Source organism: Clostridium sp. JNZ J1-5 (assembly GCF_053901425.1).
Map to the genome: position 1 here is coordinate 1,762,500 of NZ_CM132773.1, position 23,673 is coordinate 1,786,172.

General features: G+C 30.7%; 21 protein-coding genes and 6 tRNA genes. All 27 read right to left on the reverse strand.

Annotation, left to right across the window (positions count from 1 at the left end; translation table 11 throughout):
- Positions 1-76: 76 nt before the first annotated feature.
- Complete coding sequence (gene hpt, locus ACWW38_RS08490) at positions 77-616, reverse strand: hypoxanthine phosphoribosyltransferase (protein ID WP_456260339.1); 540 nt, start codon at positions 614-616, stop codon at positions 77-79.
- Between the two features lie 4 nt (positions 617-620).
- The gene (gene tilS / locus ACWW38_RS08495; protein ID WP_456260340.1) at positions 621-2,015 is read right to left on the reverse strand and encodes a tRNA lysidine(34) synthetase TilS; all 1,395 of its coding nucleotides are present in this window, start codon (positions 2,013-2,015) and stop codon (positions 621-623) included.
- 198 nt (positions 2,016-2,213) lie between these two features.
- Positions 2,214-4,610: a stage II sporulation protein E gene (gene spoIIE / locus ACWW38_RS08500; RefSeq protein WP_456260341.1), complete on the reverse strand. Its 2,397-nt coding sequence runs from the start codon at positions 4,608-4,610 to the stop codon at positions 2,214-2,216.
- A 235-nt stretch (positions 4,611-4,845) separates the two neighbouring features.
- Positions 4,846-4,922 (reverse strand) — tRNA-Met (locus tag ACWW38_RS08505).
- 18 nt (positions 4,923-4,940) lie between these two features.
- Positions 4,941-5,016 (reverse strand) — tRNA-Met (locus ACWW38_RS08510).
- A 4-nt stretch (positions 5,017-5,020) separates the two neighbouring features.
- Positions 5,021-5,109: transfer RNA gene (locus ACWW38_RS08515), tRNA-Leu, on the reverse strand.
- A gap of 44 nt (positions 5,110-5,153) precedes the next feature.
- A tRNA-Met gene (locus ACWW38_RS08520) sits at positions 5,154-5,230 on the reverse strand.
- Between the two features lie 10 nt (positions 5,231-5,240).
- Positions 5,241-5,316: transfer RNA gene (locus ACWW38_RS08525), tRNA-Met, on the reverse strand.
- 3 nt (positions 5,317-5,319) lie between these two features.
- A tRNA-Leu gene (locus ACWW38_RS08530) sits at positions 5,320-5,408 on the reverse strand.
- 213 nt (positions 5,409-5,621) lie between these two features.
- A complete protein-coding gene (locus ACWW38_RS08535) occupies positions 5,622-6,026 on the reverse strand; it encodes a S1 domain-containing RNA-binding protein (protein ID WP_456260342.1) in 405 nt (134 codons plus the stop codon).
- A gap of 53 nt (positions 6,027-6,079) precedes the next feature.
- The gene (locus ACWW38_RS08540; protein ID WP_456260343.1) at positions 6,080-6,352 is read right to left on the reverse strand and encodes an FtsB family cell division protein; all 273 of its coding nucleotides are present in this window, start codon (positions 6,350-6,352) and stop codon (positions 6,080-6,082) included.
- Between the two features lie 77 nt (positions 6,353-6,429).
- Entirely contained in the window at positions 6,430-6,825 is a 396-nt protein-coding gene (gene yabQ / locus ACWW38_RS08545) for a spore cortex biosynthesis protein YabQ (protein ID WP_456260344.1), read from the reverse strand.
- Between the two features lie 7 nt (positions 6,826-6,832).
- Positions 6,833-7,123, reverse strand: a complete 291-nt coding sequence (gene yabP / locus ACWW38_RS08550) for a sporulation protein YabP (RefSeq protein WP_456260345.1) — start codon at positions 7,121-7,123, stop codon at positions 6,833-6,835.
- Positions 7,124-7,212: 89 nt separating this feature from the next.
- Positions 7,213-7,485 carry an RNA-binding S4 domain-containing protein gene (locus tag ACWW38_RS08555; RefSeq protein WP_456260346.1) on the reverse strand — a complete coding sequence of 91 codons (273 nt, stop codon included), beginning with the start codon at positions 7,483-7,485 and terminating at the stop codon, positions 7,213-7,215.
- Positions 7,486-7,549: 64 nt separating this feature from the next.
- Positions 7,550-7,825, reverse strand: a complete 276-nt coding sequence (locus ACWW38_RS08560) for an HU family DNA-binding protein (protein ID WP_456260347.1) — start codon at positions 7,823-7,825, stop codon at positions 7,550-7,552.
- 101 nt (positions 7,826-7,926) lie between these two features.
- Entirely contained in the window at positions 7,927-9,372 is a 1,446-nt protein-coding gene (yabN, locus tag ACWW38_RS08565) for a bifunctional methyltransferase/pyrophosphohydrolase YabN (RefSeq protein ID WP_456260348.1), read from the reverse strand.
- Positions 9,373-9,398: 26 nt separating this feature from the next.
- On the reverse strand, positions 9,399-10,934 hold the full coding sequence (locus ACWW38_RS08570; RefSeq protein WP_456260349.1) for a putative polysaccharide biosynthesis protein: 1,536 nt from the start codon (positions 10,932-10,934) through the stop codon (positions 9,399-9,401).
- 97 nt (positions 10,935-11,031) lie between these two features.
- On the reverse strand, positions 11,032-11,583 hold the full coding sequence (gene spoVT, locus ACWW38_RS08575; RefSeq protein WP_456260350.1) for a stage V sporulation protein T: 552 nt from the start codon (positions 11,581-11,583) through the stop codon (positions 11,032-11,034).
- A 157-nt stretch (positions 11,584-11,740) separates the two neighbouring features.
- Positions 11,741-12,760 (reverse strand): peptidylprolyl isomerase, encoded by a 1,020-nt coding sequence (locus ACWW38_RS08580; RefSeq protein WP_456260351.1) that lies wholly within the window; start codon positions 12,758-12,760, stop codon positions 11,741-11,743.
- Positions 12,761-12,816: 56 nt separating this feature from the next.
- Positions 12,817-16,329 carry a transcription-repair coupling factor gene (mfd, locus tag ACWW38_RS08585; protein WP_456260352.1) on the reverse strand — a complete coding sequence of 1,171 codons (3,513 nt, stop codon included), beginning with the start codon at positions 16,327-16,329 and terminating at the stop codon, positions 12,817-12,819.
- A 22-nt stretch (positions 16,330-16,351) separates the two neighbouring features.
- A complete protein-coding gene (pth, locus tag ACWW38_RS08590; RefSeq protein WP_456260353.1) occupies positions 16,352-16,921 on the reverse strand; it encodes an aminoacyl-tRNA hydrolase in 570 nt (189 codons plus the stop codon).
- Positions 16,922-17,091: 170 nt separating this feature from the next.
- Complete coding sequence (locus tag ACWW38_RS08595) at positions 17,092-18,279, reverse strand: S1C family serine protease (protein WP_456260354.1); 1,188 nt, start codon at positions 18,277-18,279, stop codon at positions 17,092-17,094.
- A gap of 46 nt (positions 18,280-18,325) precedes the next feature.
- A complete protein-coding gene (locus ACWW38_RS08600; protein ID WP_456260355.1) occupies positions 18,326-19,744 on the reverse strand; it encodes an ATP-binding protein in 1,419 nt (472 codons plus the stop codon).
- Positions 19,745-20,431 (reverse strand): response regulator, encoded by a 687-nt coding sequence (locus ACWW38_RS08605; protein ID WP_456260356.1) that lies wholly within the window; start codon positions 20,429-20,431, stop codon positions 19,745-19,747. It lies immediately after the preceding gene.
- A 293-nt stretch (positions 20,432-20,724) separates the two neighbouring features.
- Complete coding sequence (locus ACWW38_RS08610) at positions 20,725-21,681, reverse strand: ribose-phosphate pyrophosphokinase (protein WP_456260357.1); 957 nt, start codon at positions 21,679-21,681, stop codon at positions 20,725-20,727.
- 45 nt (positions 21,682-21,726) lie between these two features.
- Positions 21,727-23,100, reverse strand: a complete 1,374-nt coding sequence (glmU, locus tag ACWW38_RS08615; RefSeq protein WP_456260358.1) for a bifunctional UDP-N-acetylglucosamine diphosphorylase/glucosamine-1-phosphate N-acetyltransferase GlmU — start codon at positions 23,098-23,100, stop codon at positions 21,727-21,729.
- A gap of 205 nt (positions 23,101-23,305) precedes the next feature.
- Positions 23,306-23,611 (reverse strand): septation regulator SpoVG, encoded by a 306-nt coding sequence (gene spoVG / locus ACWW38_RS08620; RefSeq protein ID WP_456260359.1) that lies wholly within the window; start codon positions 23,609-23,611, stop codon positions 23,306-23,308.
- Between the last annotated feature and the right edge of the window lie 62 nt (positions 23,612-23,673).

The following is a 23,673-nucleotide window of genomic DNA, read 5'->3' on the forward strand; positions in this document are numbered from 1 at the left end:
AAAGCCCCCCATCTTTCTAGTAGTTTTATAATTGATTCTATCATATCAATTTTTCCTTTACAATAATAGTAATTATTTATTTTTTGTAAACACTCTCTTTTAGTATTCCTACATAAGGTAGGTTTCTATACTTTTCTGCATAATCTAATCCATAACCTACTAAAAAATAATTAGGTACGTCAAATCCTAAGTATTTTACATCTATTTCTACTTCTCTTCTTTCAGGTTTGTTTAAAAGACAAGCTATCTCAACACTATTTGGATTTTTTGATCTTAAATATTTTCTAAGATACTTTAAAGTAGTACCAGAATCTATTATATCTTCTATTATAAGTACATCCTTATTTTCAATTTCAAAATCTAAGTCTTTAAGTATTCTAACTACTCCTGTAGTTTCTGTAGAATTGCCATAGCTAGAAACTGCCATAAAATCCATGTTACAAGGTATATCTATTCTTTTCATCAAATCTGCCATAAAAGGAACTGAGCCTTTAAGTACACCAATTAAAATAAGATCTTTCCCCTTATAATCTTCACTAATTTTCTTTCCCATTTCCACTATTTTCTCTTTTATTTGTTCTTCACTTAATAATACTTTTTCAATATCATTTTTCATTATATTATTCCTCTCTTTCGATTTTAATTTGCAATATATTTTTAGTGTTTTTATCCACTTTAAACTTATCACTTATTCTGTAGCCAACAATCCACGCAATCTCTTCTCCAAACAAGATAAGAGGTATATCATCTCTTTTATCCTTTGGAATTTTTAAATCAATAAATAGATCTTTCAACTTCTTACTTCCACTCATTCCAAAAGGAACAAACTTATCACCATTTTTTCTATATCTTAACTTTATCTCTCCATTTATTTTATCATAATCAAAGAATTTAACTAGATTATCTTTACTGTTAAAATCAGACTTTTCTTTAACATTTATTATACTTATATGTACAATTAGTCTATTATCAATTAAATTATTATCATTATTAATTTTTAATATGTATTCGGATTTGCTTTTATCTTTAACGTCCTTCTCATTGGAAACATACAATTCAATATCACCATAGTTGTTTAAAGCTGCAAGGCTTCTAGGCAGCATTATTTCTTTTCCAGTAGCACCTTTCTGTATATTGATAATATCATAAATATGATTTTTGTCTAAATTATATAAGCTTCCTTTAACAGCTTTTAACGCTTCTCTTATAATTCTAGTTAGTATAGCCTCATGCTGAGAAAAAGCTTCACTATTAATTATAACCTTATTTTTGTCTCTTTTACAGTATTCTCTGTAGGTTTGCAGAGCTATTTCATTTATATATTCATTATCAACTTTTATTGTTTGAGATAGTCTATTTAGCGCTTCAATTATATCAGGATTAAAGTTATTTTCAATATAAGGTATTAATTCTAGTCTAACTTTATTTCTTGCATAAATATTTTCTAGATTTGTTTTATCTATTCTTGGCTGCAACTTATTTTCTTCACAATAACGTTCTATTTCTTTTCTAGTAATATTAATTATAGGTCTTACAAAAATATTATCTCTAACTGCTCTTATACCGATAATTCCTTCCATACCTGTACCTCTCATAATTCTCATAAGCACAGTTTCTGCTTGATCATTAGCATTATGAGCAATAGCAATTTTTTGACCCTTAACATTTTCTAAAAGCTCTGAAAAAAAGTTATACCTTACGTCACGGCCTGCCATCTCACAGGATATACCTCGCTCTTTTGATATTCTATGTACATCTTCTCTCTTAATAAAACATTTAATATCTCTAACCTTACAAAATTCCTTTACATACTCCTCATCTTTATCTGCTTCTTCTCCTCTTAAACAATGATTTACATGGGCTACTACAAGAGTAATACCTAGAGATTCTCTTAATGAATAGAGCACATGTAAAAGGCATATAGAATCTGGGCCTCCAGAAACTGCCACAATTACTTTATCTCCTGCTTTAAACATATCATTTGTTTTTATTGTATTTAGCACTTTATCTATCAAGTTAAACACTCCCACATATTTCTATATTCATTCATTATAACATAAATATAAGCTATATTTCCAAAGATGTTGATATTAATCTACCTATATCAACAAACTTTTAAACATAGCTTATATGTCCTAAAAGCAGCTTAAACTAAATGCTATAAATAACATTTAGTTTAAAATCAATATAGGCTAAAAATTTAATGTAATTCATCAATAAAGGTTATATACCTTGGAAACTATAGCTGTCATGTCATCCTTTGTCTTCCCTCCACTTAATTCTTTAGCCTTTTCAATTATTCCATCTACTAATTCCTTAGGATTACTAATCTTAGTTTCCTTAAGATAACTTACAATCCAGTCTGTCTTTCCAGCGTTATTACTATTATAATCTAATACTCCATCACTTAGCATTATTATTATATCTCCATTTTTTAATTTTTTATTTATTACATCAACGTCAACTTTATCCAAAACTCCTATTGGCAAACTCTTAGAGTTTATTACTTCAACCTTATTGCCTGACTTTATAAAACTAGCTACTGCACCTACTTTCATGAAGCTTATTTCACCAGTATATAAGTCTAAACTACTTAAATCAAGAGTGGAAAACTTTTCATCTTCAGAAAATTTTAATGACATTATAGAGTTAACTGTGCTTATAGCTGTTGACTTGCTTAGTCCAGCATTAGTAAACTTTTCTATTAATTCTACTGCAGCTTTACTTTCTTTGCTAGCCCTAGGTCCAGATCCCATACCATCACTTATTATACACATGTAACTTCCATCATTAACTTTGCCAAAGCTGTAGCTATCCCCATTATATTTTTCTCCGTTTTTGCACTGTCTCCCTACATATGAAGCTACATAGAACTTAGGAGTTTCCTCAAAGGTCACAGTACAAATGCTTGTATTAGGATTAATTACACAGCCTTCATCACTTATACACATATTTTTTTCAACAGCTTCATTTATTAATGGAAGTATTGTTTTAACGCAAAGTTGTGATCCACCACAAGAATCAAGTGATAACTTAACTACTAACCTTTCATTTTTATCTTGAAAACAAAATATGTCTTCGTATTTTAAGTTCTTTTTTTCTAATATTTTTCTAATTTTCTTTTCCGCACCACTGCTTAACTTTATATCGGCATTGAATTCTTCCATAACCTCCTTTAAAGAATTTGCCATATTATCTATTTGTCCAGCTAAGGTCTCTCTTCCTTCACTTAGTCTTTTTCTCCACATTTCATTAATTATATAATTATTTACTATTTCCTCAGTATTCTTTAAAAGCAAAGTTCTCTTTATGCATTTTCTTTCTATCTCATGAGGCATTTTGTTCTTTTTCCCCTCTTCATAACTTTGTATCAATTCTCCAAAAGCTGTATAGGTGTAATATGCTTCTCTTTTCCAACACATTGAGTTCATATTACAGCCACTGCATACTCTATCCGCCAAATTTTCAATAAGAGCAGCACTTTTATTTTTCATTACTAACTTATCATTGTCTGCAAGGTCACTAAGGGTTCCGGATATATTGTATAGCACGTGAGAAAAACTTCCTAACCTTTTTAACAACATGTCTTTAATCTTATCCACGTAATCTCTATTTAAGTATTCTTGTTTTCTCTCCCAGTCCAGTTCTAAATTTAACTTGTCATATATCTTATTAGGAATTATAAAAAATACCACTACAGCAATAATTATTTCTATTAACTTGAATTCTATACTTATATTTGAATATAGCTTTAATATTAAAAAAGTAATGAAATAAGAAAAACCACTTAGTAGCTTTCCACTATCTTTAAAAATCCCTGCAATTAATCCACATAAGCCATATACACTTATAAATATAAGTATATTACTCGATGATATACCAATTATAGTACCAATTGCTATACCACTTGCGGCACCTACAGTACTCCCATTTATGTAACTCAATATTAGTATAAACATTAGAGCAAATATATTTCTTAACGAAACTCCATTTATACTTATTCCCCAAGTTCCTGATAAAATTAGTGATATTAATATAGATACACTTATTATCTCTTCACTTGTAAATAAATGCTTTGTTTTAAATTCATTTAGGCATAATATAGAACGCTCTAGAATAAAATATAATGGTAAAATACATATCATTTGAAGAAAAGCAGTTAAAAAAGCAACTTTAAATGTTAAACTTCTTATAAGGAACTCACACATTAGCAACTCAAAAAAAACTACACTAAACATAATGGACATAACAAACTTCTTTGAACTTTTATTTAATAGATAACTTAGAGCAGTTACAGTACTTATAGCAATTAAATATTCAGGTAGATTACTAACTTTATTATATAAAGATATGTATCCTATAAAGCATCCTCCCGACGCAGGGATTATGTACTCATCTTTATGAAAAGACATTACTATCAAAAATGCTATGCCAAAAGGCGCGGTAGTATTATCCATATTCAATAGCAGCACCCTGCTAATTAATATAGATATCACAAAATAAGTTAGATTTCTAAATATCCATATATACTCTATCCGCCCTTTATCATTTTTATCTATTTTAGATTTTTTAGCTCTTTCATAAGGAAATATTTCTGCCCCATATTGCATTTATAACACCTCCGATTCAGTAATAACTAAATAAAATTATATCAGAGGTCTATGGAAATAAATGTCATTTAGTAAGACAAGCTTTGCTTTTTCGTAAGACATATATCCTAGAATTTGTTCAAAATTTTACTGACACCGATTTTTTTCTACTTCATTATCTCAAACTACTCATTTTAATTTGTATCGAAAATAAAAAAATAAAAAATCCATGAAGTATAACTTCATGGATTTTATTTGGTAGCGGAAATAGGACTTGAACCTACGACACTTCGGGTATGAACCGAATGCTCTAGCCAGCTGAGCTATTCCGCCATATAGTCAAAAAATAAATGGTTGCGGGGACAGGACTTGAACCTGCGACCTTCGGGTTATGAGCCCGACGAGCTACCAACTGCTCCACCCCGCGATATTGGTGCCGGAGACCGGACTTGAACCGGTACGGAGTGTTAGCCCCGCAGGATTTTAAGTCCTGTGCGTCTGCCGATTTCGCCACTCCGGCGTACAATCCATTTTTCAATGAATTGTATAAATATTAATTTTTAATGGTAGCGGAAATAGGACTTGAACCTACGACACTTCGGGTATGAACCGAATGCTCTAGCCAGCTGAGCTATTCCGCCATAATTTAAATGGTTGCGGGGGCAGGACTTGAACCTACGACCTTCGGGTTATGAGCCCGACGAGCTACCAACTGCTCCACCCCGCGATATGGTGCCGGAGACCGGACTTGAACCGGTACGGAGTGTTAGCTCCGCAGGATTTTAAGTCCTGTGCGTCTGCCGATTTCGCCACTCCGGCGCATTTAATAATTAAATACTTTGCTATATTTGCTTGTTGCCGCATCTCTCAGCGACATAGACTATTATATATTAATGCTGTAGGATTGTCAACTAATTTTTTAAAATTTATTTCAAACTTCAATTTGCTTATGTATACCCTTGATATACTTGAATTTGTTTAGTTACCAAAAATAAAAAGGACTATAAATAGCCCTTTATTTAATATTCTTAATCATCCTTTTTTAGAATATTTATTTCCTTTTACATTTTGATGCTTCTTCAAATCTTGGAATCTTTCTTCACTATCCTTTAGGAACTTAGAAATTGCATCTTCAAAATTAGTAGTAGATGCTTTAGCCTTTTCCTTTGTCCAATCGATTTCAGCAGGTTTTGATGATTTTTTATTTACCATAGCTTGCTTTATAGATAAACTTAATCTTCCATTATCATCTACAGATATAACTTTTACTTTTACTTTATCCTGCTCTTTTAAATGCTCTCTTATGTCTTTAACGTATGAGTCTGCTACTTCGGATATGTGTACTAGCCCTGTTTTCCCCTCCACTTCTATAAATGCTCCAAACTTAGTTATGTTGACTACTGTACCTTCTAAGATACTCCCTAACTTTAAGGCCATGTTAATAAAATTCCTCCTTGATATGTTTATATTAAATTATAAATAAGCAATATTTAATTCTTTTTCTCTACTACTACGCTTTCACCTTGTTTTATAAAGCCTAGCCTTTCACGAGCCAATTTTTCCACATACCTACTGGTCTCAGACATATTTTTTTCATCTATCAATTGCCTGTTCTCTTTTGTTACTTTCTGAAGCTCAGATTTATATTCACCTAATTGAGCCTTTTTACTTTTTATAGTTATTTGTTGACTCACTAATATGTAGCAAACATATAATAGTATAAAAGTAATAGCTATACCTTTAACCTTAGATTTCTTTTTCATATATCTTTACCTCTAAAACTTTTATTTTAGCTTATATTTATATTTTAGTTTCGTTTTAGATTTTATTCAAGGAGTTTTTACTTATTTTTATCTATAATCTTATAAAGTATCAGTTGAAATGGATATAAAAATATATTTCTGGTTACTCTTAGAAATGATGTTATAAATTTTATACTTCTATACTGAGCCTTTAAAAAGTGTTTACTTAGCAGCTTTAGGTAAATATATAATCCTAAAGCAATATATAAATACAAATATACTCCTACATAAACATAAGTACTATAAATTAAAAAAATAAAAACTGATAATCCTGCAAAAATCCAAAATAGTATATCTTCAATGAATGTCAATACTCTATCCGGATTTTCAAATCCTCTAATAAGCCTATATATATCAAATAGTATCCCCGTAATTATCCCTGCTAATATACTATGCAAAATTAAGTTAAATTGATTCTCTAATGATATTATCATAAAATATTTACCTAAATAGCTTAGCTATGATACTTTCTTTATCTTTTTTACTTTCCATAGTTGTATATATACAGGAATTGATACGTCCTACAATCACAACGTCACCGTTTTGTACGTCTAACTTTTGCATTTTTAAGTCTTGTCCTTTTATTGTCAAAGTGCCTAAGGTAGTATCGAGGACTATTGTTTTATCATCGAAACATATAACTTCAACTACTCCAGATAGAACTAACTTATTTCTATTTTCAAGAGTCAGGTTGCTTTTTTTGTTTTCGTTACCTTCTCTTTTTAATTCCATGAACACCCCTCCCTTTTTGTAACTATATATATGCTACCACGATAGCTAATATGCTACTTTAGGCGAAGTGTGATTTAAAAAGCAATGTATTATTCTTCTTTCTGAGCCTCTTCTGATTCATCAAAAATTATTTCATACATAAGTTTAGCATCCGATTTTGTAACATGATGAGATATATTAACAATTTTTGCTTTTAATGATCCTTTAGCAAATTTAACTTCTATTATATCATTTTCATTGACTTCTGTGCTTGGCTTTGCCACTTTCCCATTTATTACAACTCTACCGCTTTCACATGCTTCCTTAGCAATAGTTCTTCTTTTTATTATTCTTGATACTTTAAGATATTTATCTAGTCTCATAGCTACCTCCTTATTGATAAAAATAAAAAACCTAGATTCACACCCAGGTTTTTTATTTAAATTATTACTTATTTACAGTATCTTTGAATTCTTTACCAGCTTTGAATACTGGAACAGTTGATGCTGGTATAGTTATTTCTTCTTTAGTTCTTGGGTTTCTTCCTTTTCTTTCTGCTCTTTCACGTGTTTCAAAAGTTCCAAATCCAACTAATTGAACCTTTTCACCTTTGCTTAGAGCTTCTTCAACACTTTCTATAAATGCTTTTAAAGCTAGCTCTGCATCCTTTTTAGTTAATTGGCTTTTTTCTGCCATACTTGTAATTAATTCTGCTTTATTCACTTTTGTTACCTCCTTAATTTAATCAATAAATAGTATAGAATTTAATTCTTCATTAAAATTAAAAATCCTCTTTTTTATGTGAACTTTTAATTAAAACTAACTTATTGTTGTTTTGACATCTCCCAAAATTTATTCATCTCTTCTAGAGACATATCGGTAAGTTTCTTACCTAACTTTATACTATTTTGTTCTATGTAGCTAAATCTGTTTATAAATTTATCTATAGTATAATTTAATGCAACTTCGGGGTCAATGTCAAGCAATCTTGATACATTTATTGTACTAAATATTAAATCTCCTACCTCTTCTAGTATTTTTTCCTTGTTTTGGGATTTATATACCTGTTTTACTTCATTACATTCTTCAATTATTTTATCTAGAGCTGGTTTCGCATCATTCCAATCGAATCCAACTTTAGCAGCTTTTTTTTGTATTTTTTCAGCTCTCATTAGTGATGGTAAACTTCTAGCTACATGTTTTAATTCATCAGTATAAGTTTCTAATGCTTTTTCTTTTCTCTTTATTTCATCCCAATTTACTAGAACTTCATCAGAACTACCAACTTTGACTTTTCCAAAAACATGAGGATGTCTTTCTATAAGTTTAGTACATATTCCTTTAATTATATCTGAAATATCAAAATAACCTTCTTCTTTTCCTATCTGAGCATGGAAAACAACCTGAAGTAATACATCTCCTAACTCTTCTATTATCTTATCTTCATCTTGTTCATCTATTGCTTCTATAACCTCATAACATTCTTCAATCAGATACTTTTTTAAGGATTCATGGCTTTGTTCTCTATCCCAAGGGCATCCATCATCTCCACGTAAAACCTCCATTATGTCAAGTAAATCGTGAAAGTCCTTTGCAGCTTCTAAAGCTTTAGGAATATATATGGATGTTAAATGATCAATGTCTTCCTGTCTGTCTAATTCATATAGATGTATTTTTCTGATACTTTCTAACTCTTTAACTCCAGCTGCCCTTATAAAGTATATTTCCATATCATCATTAAAATATTCCAATAACCTTAATTTTACTTCGGAAGCTATAAACTTATTATATACTTGAGTTACAATAGTGCCTAGCCTTTTATCTAAAATTTGATTATTAATGTCAAAAGCATCTATAATCTTTACACCGTTTATTGGATCTATTCTCAGACTTTCCATCATAGCATCAACAAAACTTATAGCAGGAAATATATCTATATCAATGTTTTCTTTTTCACATAAATTAATTAAAATATTTACAGACTTTTCTGCTATAAGAGGATGCCCAGGTACTGCGTAGACCAAATCTCCCAGTTCTTTATGCTTATTAACTAAATCTTTAGCTATTGCTTCATAAACATCATCAAAATTATTTAAAGTTTCATAACTATTATCATATGTTTTAAACTTAACTCCGGCTTCTCTTAAGTATTCTACGTTAGGATGAATTTCTGTTCTAAAGAAAACATTATCACTATCTTTTAATAAATTAAAAGTTCCCATAGTAATTGCTTCTTTACTTCCAGGTCCTAATCCTACAATCCTAATCATATCTATTCTCCTTTTGCAATTCTAAATTATCTTCTACTTCTTCTTCTCGCTAACTCATTATAATCCACTACTTTAAACATTAAAACTAGTATTATATATACTATTATACCTACAAGTATAGCAATTAAACAAGAAATGGAATTACTCATTGTATAATTATAGACCTTTACGTATATAAAAACAACTGTTACTATCATTATAATCGAAGCATACGCTGGTTTTATTAACCCTTGATACAAATCAAATTTAACACTTAAAGTTCTCTTTAGCAGTGCCATATTTAAAACCACAGCAGTTACATAAGCTGCAAATGTACCGATAATTGCTCCATAAACATTTATGCTTGGTATTGGAACTAATATATTCGTTACTATCATTTTAACTATACATCCTATTAACAAATTAATTATAGGCATCTTCTTTGATGTAGTTGCCTGTAAAATTACCGTGGTTGCTTGAGCTAGTATTATGAATGGAATAGACAATGATGAATACTTTAATATTAATGCTCCTTCTGCCTGACCTCTAAAAATTAGATTTAGTACTGGTGAGGCTAAAAAGTAAAGTCCACAAAGAGATGGTAATGCTATAATCATAGATATTTTTATAGCAGAAGTTATGTTTCTATGTAGCCTTACTTTATCCTTGAGTATGTAAGCTTCTGAAATAATAGGAACTACCGAGGCACACAATGCTGCTGAAAGCGTAAGTGGGACATTTACTATAACTGCTGCTTTTCCTGTTAGCTGTCCATACAATATAGCTGCTTGTCTAGAATCAAAACCTGCTTGTAATAATTTCTGAGGAACCATAACAGAGTCTATAACATTCATTATGGTTCCCACAGCCGCCCCAAGGGAAATTGGTATTGCAATTCTAAGTAACTTTTCCATTACATCAGAATTAAAGTTAACTTTTCTTATTGCAAATTCTTTTCTTACTTTTCTGTACTTACTATATAAGTACAGACCACCTAATATACCTCCTGCTGCTGCACCTAGAGTAGCTCCTCCTGCTGCATACTCTATTCCTTTAGGAATAAGCATTATGACTAAGCCAATACCTATAATTACCCTAGCTATCTGCTCTAATATCTGTGATATAGCTGTTGGAGTCATATTCTGAAGTCCTTGAAAGAAACCTCTGTACACACTCATAATAGCTATAAAAAAAGGTGCCACTGATAAAGCTATCAATGAATAATAGGCTTTTTCATCCCATCTAAAAATCGTTATTAGTTGATGAGAAAACATAAGCATTGCTAAGCTTGTACCAGCTCCTAAGAGAATCATTAGTAACAATGCTTCCTTTAAAACTTGAAATATTCCTACTTCGTCCCCTTGTGCATTTTTTTCAGATATCATCTTGGACATTGCTAGCGGAACCCCTGATGCTATAGCAATAAATAGCATATAAAGGGGATATGCTATTTGATAATAGCCTAATCCTTCATCTCCTACAAGTATTGTCAATGGGATTCTAAAAAGCATCCCTATTGATCTTGAAAATATACCTGCAGCCCCTAGAATAAAGGTACCTTTTATTAATGATTGTTTTTTCAAAATAATACCTCCAAATTGCATACTCAATATAAATATTTATATTTATTTTTTAGAGATATTATTACTGAAAAAACAAAGGCAGCTAAGCTGCCATTGTTTATTCCATTTGTTTTCCTAGGAATGAAGCAGCTGTATCTGCTAGTTTCATCTCCACTTCGCCAAATTTAGCATTATCCTCTTTTGAAGCTATAATTACAGCACCGATGGCATCTCCTTCAGCAATTATAGGAGATATTACTTCAGCAAAATATTTGCCTTCTATATCTTCATCTTCTATTAAAGGAACCATCTTATTTGCTCCGTCTCCTAAAATAACACTTTTTCTCTCTTCCATTATTCTTTCAACTTCTGTACTTACTTTTTTGTCCATATATTCTTTTTTAGAAGTTCCACTTACAGATATCATATTATCTTTATCACAAATAAGTACTATATTGCCAGTAGTTAATTGTAATGCCTCAGCATATTCTTTTGCAAAGTTGCTTAATTCTTCTATAGGTGAATACTTTTTAAGAATCACTCCGCCATCTCTATCCGTAAAAATTTCTAATGGATCTCCTTCTCTAATTCTCAAAGTTCTTCTTATTTCTTTTGGTATTACTACTCTTCCTAAATCGTCTATACGTCTAACAATGCCTGTGGCTTTCATCTAGTTTTTTACCTCCTTATTTAAGTTGTTTATTTATTAGAAATATATTTTTCAGTAATATTATCCGTACTAATATGAAATTTTATACACAAATGTATAGGTTTAATTTTAATACTAAAAAAAGATGATACGCTATGTATCATCTTTTTTTTGAAAATTAAACTATTTTATCTTCATATATTTTTATTTTTGCATTTGCTTTTACTTCCTCTATCTTTTTGTTCCATACATCATTCTTTTTACTGCTCTCTAGTGTTGACTTTACTTGCTGTTTAACTTCTGCAAAAGATTTAACAGGTTTGTTTTCCCTTTTAATACATTTTATTATATGATATCCGAATTGACTTTTAACAACTCCTGATATTTCTCCATCCTTAAGTTGCATTGCTGCATCCATGAAATCTTCGTCAAAACCTGAGTTTAATGTAGGAACTACTCCAAGGTCTCCCCCTTTATCTTTAGTTCCATCAGTACCATATTTCTTTGCAAGCTCTGCAAAGTCAGCACCTTTATCAAGCTCTGCTTTAATTGACTTAGCTTGAGCTTCATCACTAACTAAAATATGAGCTAAATGAAGTTTTGTAGGCTCTTCTGCCTTAACAGGATATTTATCTTTATGAGAATTATAATATGCTTCAACTTCTTTATCATCCACTTTAATGTCTTTTCCTACTACTTCCTGTAACTTTTGTAAAATTATATTTCTTTTAATTATTTCTTTTAAACTATCTATTGTCACATTTTGCTGACTTAATTGTTCTTGAAATTTCTTATCATCTGTTATTCCTTGGGATTTCTTGTATTCATCTATTTGATTACTTACTAACTTATCTAATTCTTCTTGCTTAGGAACTACATTCATTTTTCCTGCTTCTTGAATAAGTGCCTCTTCAATAGTCATTGAATTTAGTATCTTAAGTTTTGTATCTTTTAAATAACCTGCAGCTTCTGCATTTTGAGCATAATTCTCTCCGTATTGTTGTTTAAGTTGTCCTACAAGCTGTACTGTCTGGAAATTTGAATCTAATTCTCCTCTTGTTATCTTCTTATCTCCTACCTTAGCTACTACAGTCTTTGCTATAGCTTCAGGTGTTTTCTCTATCATATTACATCCAACTGCTGATACTGCAAATATCATTATTGCTGCAGCTGCAACAAGCTTTTTTATGTTTTTCAATTTTTTTCCCCCGCTTTTCATGTATTTTTTTGGCATAACTTTATTTTATCATAATTTTATTTGGTTTCAACCATAGTTTCCATATATTCAAGGAATTCTTTTAAGGTTTCAATAACTTCTTCTCTCTTCACATCCTTTAATTGATATCCTAGTGCTGGTTCTTCTCCCATCTTAAATATAATTTTCCTATTATACTTTTTCATTATACCTCTTATAAGATCTTGACTTATAAAATTTCTGCTTTCAAATCTTATTTCTATCTCTGAAATTTTTTCTTTAATCTCTACTATTCCGATTTTATTAGCAACACTCTTAATATAAGCAATATTCATAAGGTTATATACAGACGGTGGTATATCAGAGAATCTATCCTCCAGCTCTTCTTGTATATCCATAATTCCTTCTTTTGAATCAAGGCTTGCAATTTTCTTATAGACTTCAATTTTTTGTACTTCATCGTTTATATAACCACTTGGTATATAAGCATCTACTTTAATATCTACAGTAGTTTCAAATGGTTCCTTATCTATCTGCCCCCTAACTATTTTCACAGTGTCTTCAAGCATTCTACAATATAAATCGTATCCTACTGAAGCCATATGACCATGCTGAGCTGCACCTATTATATTTCCAGCTCCTCTTATCTCAAGATCTCGCATTGCTATCTTAAATCCTGATCCTAATTCGGTAAAATCTTTAATGGCTTTTAGCCTTTTTTCTGCTACTTCTGTTAATACCTTGTCTTTTCTATAAGTTAAGTATGCATATGCAATTCTATTAGTCCTTCCTACTCTTCCACGAAGCTGATAAAGCTGCGATAATCCAAATTTATCAGCATCATATATTATCATAGTATTTGCATTTTGAATATCTAAACCAGTTTCTATTATGGTAGTGCACACAAGTATATCATATTCATTCTTCATAAAATCAAACATAACCTTCTCAAGTTCTCTTTCAGCCATTTGCCCATGTGCAATACCTATTCTTGCATCTGGAAGTAATTTAGCTAAATAAGTAGCCATTTCCTTAATGGAGTTCACTCTATTATAAACAAAATAAACTTGACCTCCTCTATCAATCTCCCTCATTATTGCATCTGCTATAAGTTGATCATTAAATTCAACCACATAGGTCTGAACAGGATATCTCTCTTCTGGAGGAGTTTCTATTACACTTATATCTCTTATACCTGTAAGCGACATGTGAAGCGTTCTAGGTATAGGAGTTGCTGTTAAAGTCAATACGTCAACATTTTTCTTTATATTCTTTATTTTTTCCTTATGAGTAACTCCAAATCTCTGTTCTTCATCAATAACTAAAAGACCTAAATCTTTAAACTGAACATCTTTTTGCAATATTCTATGAGTTCCAATTAGAATATCTACATTACCAGCTTTAACCTCTTTTAAAGTTGATTTTACTTGAGCCGATGTTCTAAATCTGCTAATCATATCTATCCTTACGGGAAAATCTGAGAATCTTTGCACTAAATTATTATAATGCTGTTCTGCAAGAATTGTTGTAGGCACTAAAAAAGCTACCTGTTTTCCATCCATTACAGACTTAAATGCTGCTCTTATTGCCACTTCAGTTTTTCCATAGCCTACATCTCCACAAAGCAATCTATCCATTGCCTTTCCTGATTCCATATCTTCTTTTATTTCCTCAATAGCTACAACTTGATCGGGAGTCTCTTCATAAGGAAACTCATCTTCAAATTGCTTTTGCCAGACGGTATCCTTTGAAAATTTATGTCCTTTAAGAGTAGATCTTATAGCATATAATTTTACTAGATCTTCTGCTATTTCGTTTATTGCTCTTTTAACTTTATTCTTTGTTTTAATCCATTCGTTTCCGCCAAGCTTATTAACTTTTGGAGATTTTCCTTCTGTTCCTATATACTTTTGAACTAAATCCAGCTGTTCCACCGGAACATATAACTTGTCTCCAGAATTATAACTAAGTTCTAAATAATCCTTTTTATGTCCTTGTACTTCTAATTGTTTAATACCTTTATATACACCAATACCATGATTCGTATGAACTACATAATCTCCAGGCTTTAACTCAGTAAAGCTTTTTATCTTTCCTACGCCTTTTTTATTTATCTTTGTACCTTTTCTTTTAGACTTTCCAAAAACTTCTTTATCTGATATAACACTTAGCTTTAGCTCAGGGTAGTCGAAACCTTTTAATTGATTACCAAAGGTTATTACTACTTCCCCATATTGAATGCTGTCTACTACATCCTTATAAACACTCTCAATCTCTCTATCTCTAAGGGTTTCTACTAATCTCTCTCCTCTTGGTCTAGTTCCGCTAAGTATTATAGTTTTATATCCTTTAGATTTTTTATCTTTAATTTCTTCTATAAGTAAATCCATCTTACCATTGTATCCACTAAGGCTTAACTGACGAAATTCATCCTTATAGTCAGATGTGAAATGCTTATCTCCTTTGTTTATCATATCTAAAATTATAAGGTCAGATGATTTTAATCTCTCATTTATTTCTTCTTTATCAACCAATAACTCGGATTGTCTTAGCAGTACATTACCTCTTTGAAGCAATTCAGTATAGTTATCTGTGAACTCAAAGTATATACTATTTAACTTGCCCATACATCTCTGTGAATCGTTTAATATCAATAAACTATTTTTCATATAATCTAAAAAACTAGAGGTTTCTTCATAAAAATAAGGCAAGAAGCTATCTATACTTTCGAAACTCCAGTTTTCTTTTAAAGCCTCCAGATTAGCTAACGTAGTGCTCTGTATTCTCTCTTTTGCTTCTTTATTTTTATTCAAATTTACTAAAACCTTTTCTAGGTCACTTTTTATACCTTCATAGCCTTTTTCAATATTATTTTCTGTTAATACCATCTCTTTAGCAGGAAATATTTCTACTTCATTGAACTTGTCTATGCTTCTCTGAGATTCAGTGTTAAAACTTCTTATAGAATCAATCTCGTCTCCAAAAAACTCTATTCTAAAAGGAATGGATGATACTGGAGAATATATATCTAATATACCTCCCCTTATGGAAAATTCGCCTTTACCTTCAACTATACTTACTCTCTCATATCCGCTTTGAATTAATTTTCTACCCAATTCTTCAAGATTAACTGTATCTCCTATAGATAATCTAAAAGTATATTCCTTATAAAGTTTAGGAGATATGTATGCAGCAGCAAGAGATTCTATGGAAGTTACAATAATTTTTTTACCTTCTCTAAGCATCTCTCTGATTACTTTTAATCTTTCCCACCTAAGGTCTCCAGATATAGCATATATATTATAAAAAACTATTTCTCTGGTTGGAAAATAATATACATTAGGTAAATAAAATGACAAATCCTCATATAAGTTTTTCGCTTCCACGTCGCTATTGGTGAATATAGTAATAGGCCTTGTCTCACTCTCATATAATCCACTTATAAAATAGCTTCTACCTGAATCCGAAATTCCAGTAATCTCTATGGGGAATCTATTATTGCTTATGCTATTTAATATATCTTTAAATTTTGTACTTTCTATTAAAGGTTGCATTAACCCCTTCAACCTCATAAAATATCCACCTCTCATATTACTACTCTGCCCTAAATCCATTAAACTTGTTCATGGCCTCTACAGTACCTTCTGTTATTATGCTCTCTACTGCTTTACTAGCTATTTTAAATGTTTTACTTAGCTTTTCTCTATCTTCTTCTGAAAATTTACCCAAAACATGGGAAACTAGATTATTACCTGAGGGTTGACCTACTCCTACCTTTATTCTAGGGAATAAATCACTTCCTAAATGGGCTATAGTGCTCTTAATTCCATTATGTCCTCCCGCACTTCCTTTTTCTCTAATTCTAAGCCTACCTACTTCAAGACTAATATCATCATATATTAATATAATATTTTCGTTAGGTATTTTATAAAAACTCAAAACCTCTTTTATACTTTCACCACTTAGATTCATATAAGTCATAGGTTTAAGAATTAAAACTCTTTCTGATCCTATTCTTCCATCGCCATATATACCTTTGAATTTTTTCCTATTTAAATCAATATTATACTCTTCCGCTATTAAATCTATAATATCAAACCCTACATTGTGTCTTGTATGCTCATATTCTTTTCCCGGATTGCCCAACCCCACTATCAAATACATAAAACTATACCTCCAAAGTTGCCTTTATCTTTATTATACCTAAATATAATACCTTAAAAACATTATTTTATAAAGTTAAACTTAACTTAATAAACTCTGTAAGAAACTATTATAAATCCATTATGTAAAATGCTTAAACCCATGAGATTACCTCCCACGGGTTCAAATATCTATTTAATTTCTTTTATATCAGTAAGTGTAATATTTATATTAATATTCTTTCCTCGTCTCCATAACTTTACCTTAATAGTATCTCCAATTTTATGCTTTTCTATAATTTCTGTTATATTTTCAAATTTAGTAATGCTTTGTCCATCTATTTCTATAATAATATCTGTAGGTCTAACCCCTGCTTTTTCTGCGCCACTTCCCTTAATAATTTCACTAACATATACACCTTTAATTCCACTGCCATCTTCTGATACTGCATCTCTTCCATATATGCCTAAACGCGGTCTTGCAACTCTTCCATACTTCATAATTTGTTCTATAATTGGATTAGCTTCGTTTATAGCTATAGCAAAACCTATTCCTTCTACATTTTGAAACTGGGCGTCTCCAAGTTTTAAACTATTTATTCCTATAACCTCTCCATCTGCATTACATAGGGCTCCCCCACTATTCCCTGGGTTAATAGCTGCATCTGTTTGAAGCACCTTATATATAGCTCCTCCATATTGAATTTTTCTATTCCTTGCACTGATTATTCCTGATGTTACAGTCCCTGCAAACTCCTCACCTAATGGATTGCCTATTGCTATTGCAAGATCACCTACACGAACTTTTGATGAGTCCCCAAACTTAGCTGTTGGTAGGTTAGTAGCTTCTATTTTTATTACTGCCAAATCTGATGTAGGATCTGCACCTATTAACTTAGCCTTAATATAATTTCTTCCATTTGCCAGCTTTACTGAAATATCATTTGACCCTTCTATAACATGGTAATTAGTTACTATATATCCATCAGAATTAAAGATTATTCCTGATCCACTATCTTTGTTCACATTTCCTAATGGACTTGAAGAAGTTTTTACTATTCCTACTACTGTAGGTCCAATCTTTTCTGCAACTTTGGCTATTTCATTTTTATTTATACCTAAGCCTACCTTTTCTTTATCAGAATCTATTGCTTTGATATCAGGTGTCTTATTATTTTCTCCTAAAATTTCAGAATACTTTTTATCAATAATATAATTCGATGATATTGCTCCAGATAGTATCGCTATTAATATGAATGCTATTTCTCTAAAAAATTTTTTTATTGTATATCTTCGTTTTCTAAACTTTATTTCACCACATTTATCTTCATTTATACTTTCCCAATTTACTTCTTTTACATTTTCATTATCTTCATACAAATACATCACCTCCATAGCTTAAATTTATCACTTGTAGATATCCCCATTATTTATGAGCTCTTTTTAAAGTAAATATAAACTTAACTCCTTTATTTTCTTTATTCTCAAACCATATATCTTCTCCATGTTGAGTAATTATTCTCCTCACTATAGATAATCCTAGTCCTGTACTAACCTTAGTAGTTCTTGATTTGTCGCTTTTGTAAAATCTCTCCCAGATACGCTTAGCATCTTCCTCAGGGATGTTAGGTCCATCATTATATATTGATACAAAAACCTTTTGCCCCTTAACCTTTGTCCGTATATCTATGTTTCCTCCCTCTTCAACATGTTTTGTGGCATTGTCTACCAGGTTAGTTACTACTTGTATTATTTTATCTTTATCTGCCAGCACGTATACATCCTTATCGTCTAGCCACACATCTACATTAATCTTTTTAGACTTTATAATAGTTTCAAACTTTATAATAGAAAGTCGTACGATTTCATTAATATCCTGTTCTTGAATACTTAAAGTAAACTTTCCAGCATCTATAGCTGATAAGTCTAAAAGATCATTTATAAGCCTTGTCAGTCTCTGAATTTCTTCGTAAGCAATGGATAAATAATAAGTTTCTTTTTCCTTCGGGATAATACCATCTAATATTCCTCCTATAAAACCTTTTATAGATGTAATAGGAGATCTAAGCTCATGTGATACATTTGATATAAAAGTTCTTCTGTTGTTCTCTACCTCCTGTAGTGAATCTGCCATTGAATTAAAGGACTTAGCAAGTTCTCCTATTTCGTCATCAGATTTAATATCTACTCGTTTTCCAACTTCACCTTGAGATATTTTACCTGCAACACTATTTATCTTTTCTAGAGGTTTAATTATTATCCTCTGTGAAAAATAGTATATGATAATGCTAGAAGCTACTATAGCTAGAATTGCTGACATCCATATAATTTGGTAAACTCTCCTTAAAGGCTCTTTTATCTCTTGCATTGGAGTATTCATTACTATTGTTCCTTGGAATACTTCTCTATACAATATAGGAATTTCATAAGAGTGTACTTCCATTTTTAAAACATCGTCAAAAAAATCTTTTTTTTCAATAATCTTACCTTGTCTTAACATCTCTAAATCTTTTGTTAAAAGCTGATTTCCTATAAACTTTTTATGGTTAGGATTTGATGTTGCATAAACATATCCATAACTATCTAACAAAATTATATCTGTAGACGAATAGTTAGAAACATACTCTAAAATATCATTTGTCTTACTTATAGGTGTGCCTCCATATAAATACTGTATTGCAGCATTTGCAACTATCTGTCCCTCTGCTAAAATTTGACCTTTCCTCTGATTGAAGAAATATCCTTCAAACCAAAATGACAAAAATGTAGCCAAAATAATAAAGCTTATGGAAATTATTAAGGTATAAGTTGCTACCATCTTAGAAAATAGGCCTTTCTTTCTCATCTACTTCACCTCAAACTTATACCCTACACCCCAAACAGTCTCTATTTGCCAATTAGGGCCTCCTTGTAGTTTTTCTCTTAATCTTTTTATGTGTACATCTACTGTTCTTGAATCTCCAGGATAATCATATCCCCACACTTCACAAAGCAATTGTTCCCTTGTAAACACTTTATTTTTATTACTTGCAAGATAATATAGCAATTCAAACTCTTTTGGAGGCATCTTTATTTCATTGCCTCTATATAAAACTATATAAGAATTTATATCAACGGAAAGCTCTGGGAATTCAAGCACTTCCTTGTTTTCACTTTCTACATTATATCTTCTAAGTACAGCTTTAATTCTAGCTATTAGTTCCTTTGGTTCAAAAGGCTTTACTATATAGTCGTCTGCTCCCAATTCTAAAGCTAAAACTTTGTCAAAGGTTTCTCCTTTAGCAGTTAACATTATAACTGGAGTTTCATATTCTCTTCTTATCCACTTTAATACATCTACTCCATCAATATGGGGCAGCATAATATCTAATAAAACTAAATCTGGTTTATAATCTAAAAAGACTTCTTGAACAGATTTTCCATCATAACATGTTCTAGTAGAATAACCTGAATTTTCTAAATACATTTTTATAACTTCGCATATATTTACATCATCATCAACTATTAATATTTTTGCTAACGTTCCTTCCATAAGTTACCTTACCCCCAATTTTTTATAGAACCTAAATAATACCTATATTCAGTAGTATATGATCCCAATTTGCCTCTTCATATTAATCTTAATTTCTTCTAAAATTCTTTCAATTATACTCTATCATATTTAATTGTATTTTACATGTTTAACAATATAAATTAAAATAAATGTTACAATTAATAAAATTCACAAAAATAAATTTCCAAATAAAGTTTATTTAAAACAAAAGACATATAGTGTGATGAAAAACATCACACTATATGTCTTTTAATATACAGTCTTTTATACTATTATATAAATAATTTGCTTATAGATACATCTTCATATATTCTCTTAATAGCTTCAGCAAATATTGGTGCTACTGATAGCACTTCATATTTGTCGCTTACCTTTCCTTCTGGTAACGCTATTGTATTAAGTACAACTAATTTCTTTATAGCACTATTTTCTATTCTTTCAAATGCTGGACCTGATAAAACTCCATGTGAACAGCAAGCATAAACTTCCTTTGCTCCTCTTTCTACTAGAGCATTTGCTCCATTTGTTATTGTTCCAGCAGTATCTATCATATCATCAATTAAAATAACATTTTTACCTTTTATATCTCCAATTATGTTCATTACTTCACAAACATTAGCTTTTGGTCTTCTTTTATCAATTATAGCTATTGGTGCATTTAATCTATCCGCAAAATCTCTAGCTCTTGTTACACTTCCAAGGTCTGGTGATACAACTACTACATCATCTCTATCTTTAAATCCCTCTTCTATGAAGTATTTAGCAAGTATTGGTGCACCTTTTAGGTTGTCAACCGGAACATTGAAATATCCTTGTATTTGGGCAGCATGTAAATCCATTGTAAGAACTCTATCAGCCCCAGCTGTTGTTATTAAATCTGCAACTAATTTTGCTGTTATTGGATCTCTTGCTTTAGCCTTTCTATCTTGTCTGGCATAGCCATAATAAGGTATTACTGCTGTTATTCTGCCAGCTGATGCTCTTTTAAATGAATCTATCATAATTAATAGCTCCATTAAGTTGTCATTAACAGGTGCATTAGTTGATTGAATAACAAACACATCTGCTCCTCTTACAGTTTCGTTAGTAGTTACAGATATTTCTCCGTCACTAAACTTTCCTACCTTTGAATCACCCACATTAACACCTAAAATATCAGCGATTTCTTGTGTTAAATTATGATTTGCATTTCCCGTAAAGATTTTAATATTTTTACCATGGGATATCATATGTAAACCTCCTTAATTTTTATCCAAAATAATGCTTTTTATATTTTACTTTTTCTTTAAGTCTCTCTTATATACCCAGCCTTCTTTATTAGATTGTTTTGCCCTTGCAACTGCAAGAGCTCCACTTGGAACTTTTTTTGTAATAGTTGACCCTGCAGCTATATATGTGTCGTCCTCTATTTCTAAAGGAGAAACCAAATTAGCATTACACCCAATAAAGACATTGTCTCCTATAATTGTTTTGTTTTTATGTTTTCCGTCATAATTGACAACTACAGTTCCACATCCAAAATTACATCCACTTCCTACTTCAGCATCTCCTATGTATGTTAGATGAGATACTTTCGTACCATTTCCAATAGTAGATTTTTTTACTTCTACAAAGTCGCCTACTCTAACATTTTCTCCTATTTTACTTTCTGGTCTTACATAAGCAAATGGTCCAACTGTAGTATTTTTTCCTATGTAACTTTCTAGTATAACTGAACTTTGAATAGTAACGCCTTCTTCAATAATGCTATCTTTAATCCTAGAATTAGGATAAATAATGCAGTTCTTTTTAATTACTGTATTGCCTTCTAGTACATTTCCAGGATATATTATAGTATCATTTTCGATTTGTACGTCTACTCCAATATATGTAGATTTAGGATCAATAAGGGTAACCCCGTTTTCCATGTGCTTTTCGTTTATTCTATTTCTCATTATTTCTTCAGCTTCAGCTAATTGAGCTCTTGAATTTACGCCTTTAATTTCATCCGCTTCAGTGCTTATAGCACCTACCTTATAACCTTTACTTTTTAATACTTCTATTATATCTGTTAAGTAGTACTCTTTTTGTGAATTATTATTATTTAATTCATCTAAGTTCTCTAATAATTCTTCTATATTAAAGCAGTACATGCCCGAATTTATCTCTTTAACCTCTAATTCTTCTGGAGTACAATCCTTATGCTCTACTATCTTGGCAACTTCTCCGTTTTCACTTCTTATTATTCTTCCGTAACCGTTAGCATCATCAACTATAGCAGTAAGAACAGTAGCCTTGAATTGTTTTTTTATATGGAATTCAATAAATTTTTTTACAGTTTCTTCTGTAATTAAGGGAGCATCTCCTGTAAATACAGCTACAATTCCATCTTTACCATTTAGAAAATTTTTAGCACACATAAGAGCGTGCCCTGTTCCTAGTTGTTCTTCTTGTAAAGAAAAAGTAACTTGTCTATTTTCTGTAGCTTTCTTTACTTCCTCAGCTCCATTACCTATTATTATGTTTATATCTTCTATATCGCATCTTCTTAAAGTATCTACCACTTGATTTACCATTTCTTTACCACAAACTTTATGTAAAACTTTAGGTAGTTTAGATTTCATTCTTTTGCCTTTTCCTGCCGCAAGTATTACAGCACTTTGATACAATTCCAACACCTCTTTGCATGGTATAAAATATCATATTAAAACGTATCTGTTACACTTTAATATTCACACCTATTATATTATATTTTATATATATGAATTTTTCAACCTTATAATACTCTTTAATATCTTTTAATATATGATATTATGAGAAGTAGTTTCAAAAAATACAAAAAAAAGTAACAAAAAGGAGTTATCCTCCTTTTTATTACTCAACTTCTATTGCTATTTCTTCACCGTTTTCACCATTTGTATCGTTATTTTTTACTATTTCATACTCATCTAGAATAGCTTTTTGTATCTTTTGTCTTGTATCAGTATTAATCGGATGAGCTATATCTTTAAATTCTCCAGTAGGAGTCTTTCTACTAGGCATAGCTATGAAAAGACCATTTTGGCCTTCAATAACTTTTATATCATGAACTACAAATTCATTATCAAAAGTTACTGATACAATCGCTTTCATTTTTCCTTCCGCGGAAATTTTTCTTATCCTAACATCAGTAATTTGCATTGAAATCCACCTCCAAAGATGCTTTACATATACTATTCTCCATAACTTATATTTTTCCTTCT